Origin of the sequence: Flavobacterium sp. (genome assembly GCF_031363805.1) — a bacterium.
Classification (GTDB): domain Bacteria; phylum Bacteroidota; class Bacteroidia; order Flavobacteriales; family Flavobacteriaceae; genus Flavobacterium.
The window spans coordinates 1-7036 of sequence record NZ_JANLVD010000004.1 but is presented as its reverse complement, the minus strand read 5'-3'; the positions used below and the strand labels follow the sequence as shown (position 1 = coordinate 7036).

At 33.0% G+C, this 7036-nt stretch carries 9 protein-coding genes; 4 read left to right on the top strand and 5 right to left on the bottom strand.

The features are described 5' to 3' along the window. Window positions 1-240: 240 nt before the first annotated feature. Window positions 241-564 (bottom strand): hypothetical protein, encoded by a 324-nt coding sequence (locus RMN92_RS00240; protein WP_309607449.1) that lies wholly within the window; start codon window positions 562-564, stop codon window positions 241-243. Window positions 565-592: 28 nt separating this feature from the next. Between RMN92_RS00240 and RMN92_RS00235 the strand changes: the two genes are divergently transcribed. The 4 genes from RMN92_RS00235 to RMN92_RS00220 all read left to right on the top strand — a co-directional run bounded on the left by RMN92_RS00235 (window position 593) and on the right by RMN92_RS00220 (window position 3989). Then, window positions 593-769, top strand: a complete 177-nt coding sequence (locus tag RMN92_RS00235) for a DUF5522 domain-containing protein (RefSeq protein WP_309607448.1) — start codon at window positions 593-595, stop codon at window positions 767-769. Between the two features lie 185 nt (window positions 770-954). Further along, window positions 955-1398 carry a nuclear transport factor 2 family protein gene (locus RMN92_RS00230; protein ID WP_309607447.1) on the top strand — a complete coding sequence of 148 codons (444 nt, stop codon included), beginning with the start codon at window positions 955-957 and terminating at the stop codon, window positions 1396-1398. A gap of 50 nt (window positions 1399-1448) precedes the next feature. Continuing rightward, window positions 1449-3437, top strand: coding sequence for a urocanate hydratase (locus RMN92_RS00225; protein WP_309607446.1), 1989 nt, complete (start codon window positions 1449-1451; stop codon window positions 3435-3437). Between the two features lie 24 nt (window positions 3438-3461). Further along, window positions 3462-3989 carry a DUF4136 domain-containing protein gene (locus RMN92_RS00220; RefSeq protein ID WP_309607445.1) on the top strand — a complete coding sequence of 176 codons (528 nt, stop codon included), beginning with the start codon at window positions 3462-3464 and terminating at the stop codon, window positions 3987-3989. Window positions 3990-3999: 10 nt separating this feature from the next. Here the strand turns inward: RMN92_RS00220 and RMN92_RS00215 are convergent, their stop codons facing one another. The 4 genes from RMN92_RS00215 to lysS all read right to left on the bottom strand — a co-directional run bounded on the left by RMN92_RS00215 (window position 4000) and on the right by lysS (window position 6659). Continuing rightward, on the bottom strand, window positions 4000-4161 hold the full coding sequence (locus RMN92_RS00215; RefSeq protein ID WP_309607444.1) for a hypothetical protein: 162 nt from the start codon (window positions 4159-4161) through the stop codon (window positions 4000-4002). Between the two features lie 21 nt (window positions 4162-4182). Then, complete coding sequence (locus RMN92_RS00210) at window positions 4183-4335, bottom strand: hypothetical protein (RefSeq protein WP_309607443.1); 153 nt, start codon at window positions 4333-4335, stop codon at window positions 4183-4185. A 3-nt stretch (window positions 4336-4338) separates the two neighbouring features. Continuing rightward, the gene (locus RMN92_RS00205; RefSeq protein WP_309607442.1) at window positions 4339-4689 is read right to left on the bottom strand and encodes a hypothetical protein; all 351 of its coding nucleotides are present in this window, start codon (window positions 4687-4689) and stop codon (window positions 4339-4341) included. Between the two features lie 260 nt (window positions 4690-4949). Beyond that, on the bottom strand, window positions 4950-6659 hold the full coding sequence (gene lysS / locus RMN92_RS00200; protein ID WP_309607441.1) for a lysine--tRNA ligase: 1710 nt from the start codon (window positions 6657-6659) through the stop codon (window positions 4950-4952). Between the last annotated feature and the right edge of the window lie 377 nt (window positions 6660-7036).

Sequence of the window (7036 nt, the reverse complement as noted above, 5' to 3'; positions counted from 1 at the left end):
TGTTTTTCTCTAACTTTCTTATAATACAACTTACAAGATTCTTCATCTGGAAAGTGTTCAGCAAATTTTAAAATTGTCATTTTTTATCAAATATAACGATTTATTTAAAATTGTGGTAAATAAACCGAGATACAATTAATAAAATTATAGTTTCTACTTTAGGTACAACAGAAAACATAATCATTGTAAAAACCACTTTACAAAACGATTCTGTAATTACTAGAAAAGTACTTTATTAGTCTAAAAATAATGTAAAAACCTCCACAAAGACCTTGATTTTAAATAATCTAGGTCTTTTTCGTTTGCATAGGCTTCACGTTCAAAAATAATATTTCTATAGGCTTTTTGAAAGTTTCGATATTTAAGATAATTATAAAATAAATTTCCGAAATACCAAATATAAAAAGGCAAAATCAACAATTCCAATTGCTGTCGGATATGAATTTTTTCGTGATTGATAGTGATCAAATCATTTTTTGAACTCTTATATTTTAGAATCACAAACGGAAAAAAAGTCAATCCTGAATAACCTTTGGGAATTAAATATTTGGAAACAATAAAAATCATAGCATAAATTCATAAATTTGTAATTATGAACAAACAAATTAACGAAAATAAATTAATAGAAGGCGAAGATTTTTATTACACACCCGAAGGTTACAAATGTTTTACCGAAAAACACCATCTTAAGCGCGGTTATTGTTGCAAAAGTGGCTGCAGACATTGCCCTTATGGGTTTGATAAAAAAACTGGAAATTTAAGTAAATAATGCCTTATTGAGTGAAGTCGAAGTAGGGCGTTTCCCGCTGAAAAAGCGGGTCGGGCTGTACGTTGCAATCTGTCATTGCGAGGAACGAAGCAATCTAATAATAACGCCGTTATCCGCAATGACAGGATTTCCACTTCCATCCCTAACGCAAAGAAACTATCAATTAAATTTAAAATATATTTACAATGAAAAATCTATTTTTTACAATTTTAGTATCAATATTATTCACTTCTTGCTACAACAAAAAACAACCAACCATGGAAACAGACAACACAACACTCATAAAACAGTATTTCCAGCATTTCAACGACCATAATTGGAAAAAAATGGCGGAAATGTATACAGAAACCTCAGAATTTAAAGATCCAACATTGGGCGCAGGAATTGTAAAACAAACCAGAGCCGAAACCATAAAAAAATATAGTGAATTAAATAAAATATTTCCAGATTTAAAAGATGAGGTCGTTCAAATGTATCCATCTGGAGAAAAGCATATTATAGTAGAATTTATATCATCGGGCACTGCGCCAGATGGTTCAAAATTTGAACTTCCGATTTGCACCATTTTCACCATCGAAAATGAAAAAATAACCAAAGATTTCACCTATTTTGATAATTTTGAAGAATAAATTACCACTAATTAATCGAACTATCGAATAATCGAACCATCCAAAAAAAAATGACTTTCCAACAGCAAATACAACAAGGAATTCCAGATATTCTACCAAATCCTAAATCTTACGATTTATCCATAAATCACGCCCCAAAACGAAAAGACATTCTTTCTGCCGAAGAAAAAAAGTTGGCTTTGCGAAATGCACTTCGTTATTTTGAACCAAAACATCATGCTGTTTTAATCAAAGAATTTGCTCAAGAATTGGAAACATATGGTCGAATATATATGTATCGTTTTCGTCCAGATTACGAAATGAAAGCCAGACCAATTTCTGAATATCCAGGAAAATCTGAACAAGCAAAAGCAATTATGCTCATGATTCAAAACAATTTGGATTATGCTGTGGCGCAACATCCACACGAGTTGATAACTTATGGCGGCAATGGTGCTGTTTTTTCCAATTGGGCACAATATTTATTGACCATGCAATTTTTGTCTGAAATGACAAATGAACAAACTTTGACTATGTATTCTGGTCATCCAATGGGATTATTTCCTTCACATAAAGAAGCGCCAAGAGTCGTAGTGACAAATGGAATGGTCATCCCAAATTATTCCAAAGCCGACGATTTGGAAAAAATGAATGCTTTAGGCGTATCACAATACGGACAAATGACAGCAGGAAGTTACATGTATATTGGACCACAAGGAATAGTGCATGGAACCACAATTACAGTTTTAAATGCATTCAGAAAAATAAAAAAAGCAACTTCAGGCGGATTATTTCTAACCTCTGGGTTGGGTGGCATGTCTGGAGCGCAACCCAAAGCTGGAAATATAGCGGGTTGTATCACGGTTTGTGCCGAAGTGAATCCTAAAATTACTAAAATCCGACACGAACAAGGTTGGATAAACGAAGTTTTTGACGATATAAATCAATTGGTAATCAGAGTAAAATCGGCGAAAGCCAACAAAGAAATAGTATCCATAGCCTACTTGGGAAACGTAGTTGATATTTGGGAACGTTTTGATATCGAAAACATAGCAATTGATTTGGGTTCGGATCAAACATCATTGCACAATCCTTGGGCAGGTGGCTATTATCCAATTGATTTTACTTTTGATGAATCAAATGATTTGATGGCAAATAATCCTGAAAAGTTTAAAGAAGAAGTTCAAAAAACGTTGCGTAGACATACTGTTGCGATTAACAAACATACAGACAAAGGCACTTATTTTTTCGATTACGGAAATGCCTTTTTACTCGAAGCTTCACGCGCTGGTGCTGATGTGATGGCGGAAAATAAAATTGATTTCAAATATCCGTCGTATGTCCAAGATATTATGGGGCCTATGTGTTTCGATTATGGTTTTGGTCCATTTCGTTGGGTTTGTGCTTCAGGAAAACCAGAGGATTTAGAAAAAACAGATGCTATAGCTTGTCGGGTTTTGGAAGAAATGATTAAAATTTCACCTGATGAAATCAAGCAACAAATGCAAGACAATATTACATGGATAAAAGGCGCTTCAGCGAATAAATTGGTGGTTGGATCCCAAGCCAGAATTTTATATGCAGATGCAGAAGGTCGTGTCAAAATTGCAGAAGCTTTCAATCAAGCTATTGCGAATGGAGAAATAGAAACCATTATTTTGGGTCGCGACCACCATGATGTTTCAGGAACCGATTCGCCATACAGAGAAACTTCCAATATTTATGATGGTTCTAGTTTCACTGCCGATATGGCAATTCAAAATGTGATTGGCGATAGTTTTAGAGGTGCCACTTGGGTGTCTATACACAATGGTGGTGGAGTAGGATGGGGAGAGGTTATAAATGGTGGTTTTGGTATGGTTCTTGATGGTAGTAGTGAGGCATCAACACGGTTAGCATCAATGCTTTTCTGGGATGTAAACAATGGAATATCGCGTAGAAACTGGGCTAGAAACGAAGGCGCTATTTTTGCTATAAAACGTGCTATGGAAACGCAACCTTTATTGAAAGTTACCATCCCTAATATAGTAGATGATACTCTTTTGGAAGTTGGAAATTAAAAAATATTTTTTAATACTAGAATTATGAAAGCAATAAAATTTTTACCCGTATTATTACTCTTTATATTGGCTTCTTGTAGCGCAGTAAGAGTAAATGCCGATTTTGATAAAAATGTGAATTTTGAACCTTATAAAACTTATGCATTTTACAAAACTGGTATTGATAAAGCTGAAATTTCAGACTTAGACAAAAAAAGAATTCTTCGTTCTATTGATGAAGAAATGACCGCCAAAGGTTTTACAAAAAGTGAAACGCCAGATTTATTAATTAATATTTTCACTAAAGAAAGAGAGCAAGTCAATGTAAACCAATTCAATGCAGGTTGGGGTTTTGGATGGAATCCTTGGATGTGGGGCGGAGGTTATAATAATGTTTCTACCAGTAGTGAAGGAACTCTAACTATAGATTTAATAGATGCTAAGAAAAAAGAAATGATTTGGCAAGGGGAAGGTGTGGGTTATTTGACTCAAAATACACATAGAAAAGATGAGAATATTAAAGAATTTGTGACTAAAATTATGTCTCAATATCCGCCAGTTTTGAAAAAATAATTAGTAAGATTTACATAATTAATTTTTGATATAAACCAGGAATGAACTCTATTTTTTTAATTTGTTCATCGGTTAAAGTAGCTCTAATTTTGGCATCAATAATATTTAAAATTTGTTTTTTGTCAGCTTCAGAAATTTTAGGATCAGACGTTAATTGTGTGTGTTTTCCCAATAGAAGATTATAAAAAGCTTGTTACATTTTTGCATCAATTTCAATTGCTTTAGACAGTTCAAATACATTTGACTTTGCTGCATCTTCTGGAGTAGATTTTTTTATCTCAGTTTGAGCATTCACATTTACTGAAAATGAAAAAATTATGATAATTAATATAATTATTTTTTTCATGGTTTAATTTTTATAATTATAATCATTTAAAAGTCTGTCGTATAAACCATCAGATTTTAATTGACTTATAATTTCTTTACTAAAATTTGTATTCACAGTATTTTCAATTTTACTTACCATAGCCTGTTTTTTTTCTGCCGATACATTTGCTTTTGACAACTCAGTTTGTTTGCTAAGAAAAAGATCATAAAGATTTTTTAATAATTTTTCATCATTAATGTCTGTACTTCTTGACAATATTAAAAGATCTTCTTCAGCAGCCAATTCAGGTGTTTTTTGAACTTTTTCAGATTGCGCTTTTGCAGAAAAGCTACAAATTAATACTAAAACAATTAACGAGTATAACTTTTTCATAATATTTGTATTTAATTAATTCTCAAATCTAAACATTTTTTTTAAATCTTCAACATTATTCTTTTAAATCTATAATATTCTATTTTAAAAGTTTAGACACGAATTTCACGAATGAGCACGAATGAAATTTGCTAGTAAATTTAATTGCACAAATTTTATTATACAATTATAAATCTGTGGAATTAAAAAACCAACATTTTAGTGCAAATTGTGACCCGAGTCATAGCGAACAGGCGTAGCAAGTTTGTGTCGAATTTTTATTATTCTTTCAATTCCACAATTTTACTTTCGCCCTCTACTTTTACAGAAGTCATGCCATGTTGGGATAATGTTTTCATGGCTTTGTCCCATTTTTTGCCACTCAATTCAGATTTTACTTTCAAAAATCCCAAATCCATTTTATTATTATTCGATTTTAAAATCGATACAATTAATTTTTCTTCGTCTTCTAATTCAATTTGAACCTGTTTTTTCTCAGGTCGCATCTGAGGAAAAAACAATACTTCTTGAATAGATGCATTGTTGGTCAAAAACATCATTAATCTATCCATACCAATTCCCAATCCAGATGTTGGCGGCATTCCATATTCTAAAGCTCTCAGGAAATCTTCATCAATAAATTCAGTCGCTTCATCATCGCCTTTTTCGGCCAGTTTTAGTTGTTCTTCAAAACGTTCGCGTTGGTCAATTGGATCGTTCAATTCTGAATATGCATTGGCAATTTCCTTACCACAAACCATCAATTCAAAACGTTCTGTTAATTCAGGATTATCGCGGTGCTGTTTGCAAAGGGGAGACATTTCTTTCGGATAATCAATAATAAATGTAGGTTGAATAAAATTTCCTTCGCATTTGGCTCCAAAAATCTCATCAATCAATTTCCCTTTGCCCATTGTAGCATCAACATCAATTCCCATATTTCTGGCAGCTTCAAAAAGTTCAGCTTCAGATTTTCCGGAAATATCAAAATTGGCATATTGCTTAATGGCATCAGTCATAGTAATTCTGGCATACGGCGCCTTGAAATTTACAATGTGTTCACCAAAAGTAGCTTCACTGGTTCCGTTTACTGCCACGGCACAATGCTCCAGTAAATTTTCGGTAAATTTCATCATCCAGTGGTAGTCTTTGTAGGCTACATATATTTCCATGGCTGTAAATTCTGGATTGTGCGTTCTGTCCATACCTTCATTACGAAAGTTTTTTGAAAACTCATAAACACCATCAAAACCACCAACAATTAATCTTTTAAGATACAATTCATTAGCAATTCTCATATACAAAGGCATGTCCAACGAGTTGTGGTGTGTAATAAAAGGTCTGGCAGCCGCACCACCAGGAATAGGTTGCAAAACAGGTGTTTCCACTTCGAGATACCCTTTATCATTAAAAAAACCACGCATCGCATTGAATAGTTTTGTTCTTTTAATAAAAGTATCTTTTACATGATCATTTACAGTTAAATCTACATAGCGACGACGGTATCGTTGCTCAGGATCTGAAAATGCGTCATAAATTTTGCCATCATTATCCGTTTTTACCACAGGAAGCGGTTTCAAAGCTTTTGCCAAAACAGTCAAACTGTAAATATGAATAGAAATTTCGCCCACCTGAGTTTTAAAAACAGTTCCGCGAACACCAATAAAATCGCCAATATCCAATAAATTTTTAAAAACCACATTGTACATTGTTTTCTCTTCATCGGTAGAAATATCATCACGAGAAACATAAATTTGAATTCTGCCTTCAGCATCCTTCAACTCCGCAAACGAGGCTTTTCCCATGATTCGCTTTCCCATTAATCTGCCAGCCAAAACCACTTCTTTGCCTTCAAATTTTTCAAAATCGGCTAAAATTTCTTTAGAATAGTTGGTAGTTACAAATTCCTGTGCTGGATAAGGCTCAATGCCCAAATTGCGTAATTTTTGAAGAGATTCTCTACGAAGTATTTCCTGTTCAGATAATGCCATTGTATTATAATTTTAATAGTGCAAATGTACTATTTAAGTTTTGAGTTGTCAAATCTCAAATCTGAAATCTTTTTATTAGGAGCTATTTCCAGCTTTTCATTCCAAGTTTTTCCTTCCGTTTAAGTTTTTTAAATTCCTGCAAGAGCTTCCTTTGGTCGCTTTGCAAAAATAAAAAAACTAAAAAACGGAATTCAAAAAGCTTTCCATTTCAATCTGGGCTAGGTTTAGTAGAATGCTTCGTAATTATTCTAAATAATTGTAAATCAATTAATTAAAACTTCAAAAACACCATCTTTAGTAATTGCGTAAACCAAATCATTTTCGGTTGGAACCAAATAAAAATTTCCAGTAAATTCGCCAAAAGCTGGCAAAATCAT

What these genes read in the sequence shown, in the direction of transcription:
- RMN92_RS00210 (WP_309607443.1), bottom strand. Translation starts at nt 4,335, where the DNA reads ATGAAAAAAATAATTATATTAATTATCATAATTTTTTCATTTTCAGTA.
- RMN92_RS00235 (WP_309607448.1), top strand. Translation starts at nt 593, where the DNA reads ATGAACAAACAAATTAACGAAAATAAATTAATAGAAGGCGAAGATTTT.
- RMN92_RS00220 (WP_309607445.1), top strand. Translation starts at nt 3,462, where the DNA reads ATGAAAGCAATAAAATTTTTACCCGTATTATTACTCTTTATATTGGCT.
- lysS (WP_309607441.1), bottom strand. Translation starts at nt 6,659, where the DNA reads ATGGCATTATCTGAACAGGAAATACTTCGTAGAGAATCTCTTCAAAAA.
- RMN92_RS00205 (WP_309607442.1), bottom strand. Translation starts at nt 4,689, where the DNA reads ATGAAAAAGTTATACTCGTTAATTGTTTTAGTATTAATTTGTAGCTTT.
- RMN92_RS00230 (WP_309607447.1), top strand. Translation starts at nt 955, where the DNA reads ATGAAAAATCTATTTTTTACAATTTTAGTATCAATATTATTCACTTCT.
- RMN92_RS00225 (WP_309607446.1), top strand. Translation starts at nt 1,449, where the DNA reads ATGACTTTCCAACAGCAAATACAACAAGGAATTCCAGATATTCTACCA.